Source organism: Micromonospora craterilacus, from assembly GCF_003236315.1.
GTDB classification, from domain to species: Bacteria; Actinomycetota; Actinomycetes; order Mycobacteriales; family Micromonosporaceae; genus Micromonospora; species Micromonospora craterilacus.
On the sequence record NZ_POTY01000490.1, the window covers coordinates 1 to 1,186 of the forward strand.

The window sequence follows — 1,186 nt, forward strand, 5'->3', positions numbered from 1 at the left end:
TCGTATGCGCCCCGCCCGCCCGGTCCCTGGTGCCCGCGCCGCGGCAGGGGCGGCGTGTTGCATCGAGACGGATAGTTCCGGAAGGTCTTCACAACCCGGCAACCGGCCCGTACCTTGACGGACATGTGGGAGCGCTTCCACGCATATTTTTCGATGGCTACGAGGAGCAGACCATGAGAACCCGAAGCACGTTGGCCGTGGTCGGCGCCGCGACGGCGGCGCTGACCGTGGCCGCCACCGTCGGCGTGGGCGCGCTGCGACCGACGCCCGCCGCGGCCGCCGACTCCGCCTTCTACGTCGATCCGGCGACCAGCGCCGCCCGGTGGGTGGCGGCCAACCCCGGCGACTCGCGAACCGCCGTCATCCGGGACCGGATCGCCAACGTCCCGCAGGGCCGCTGGTTCACCACCACCAACACCTCGACCGTACGCGCCGAGGTGAACGCCCTGGTCAATGCGGCGGCAGCGGCGGGCAAGGTGCCGATCATCGTCGTCTACAACATCCCCAACCGGGACTGCAGCGGCGCCAGCAGCGGCGGCGCGCCCAACCACGCGACCTACCGCCAGTGGGTCGACCAGGTCGCGGCCGGCCTGGCGGGCCGCCCGGCCACCATCGTCCTGGAGCCCGACGTGCTCCCGATCATGACCAGCTGCCAGAACGCCAGCCAACAGGCCGAGACGAGGGCGTCGATGGCGTACGCCGGAAAGGCGCTCAAGGCCGGCTCGGCCGCGGCCCGGGTCTACTTCGACATCGGGCACTCGGCCTGGCTCTCCCCCGGCGAGGCCGCCGCCCGGCTGACCGCGGCGGACATCGCCAACAGCGCCGACGGCATCTCGCTGAACGTGTCGAACTACCGGCGTACCGCCGACGAGGTCGGATACGCCAAGTCGATCATCGCGGCGACCGGCATCTCCCGGCTGAAAGCGGTCATCGACACCAGCCGCAACGGCAACGGTCCCGCCGGCTCCGAGTGGTGCGACCCGCCGGGGCGGGCGATCGGCACGCCGAGCACCACCGCCACGGGCGATTCGGCCATCGACGCCTTCCTCTGGGTGAAGCTGCCCGGCGAGGCGGACGGGTGCATCGCCGCAGCGGGCCAGTTCGTGCCGCAACGGGCGTACGACCTGGCCGTCGCGGCCGGCCCGGTGCCCACCACCGCTCCGCCGACGACCACCCCGCCCACCAC

The 1,186-nt window shown here is 72.4% G+C and carries 1 protein-coding gene; it reads left to right on the forward strand.

Features of this window, described 5'->3' with window-relative positions:
• Positions 1–173 precede the first annotated feature (173 nt).
• A partial coding sequence (locus C1I95_RS34015) for a glycoside hydrolase family 6 protein (RefSeq protein ID WP_111220216.1) occupies positions 174–1,186 on the forward strand: 1,013 nt, incomplete at its 3' end.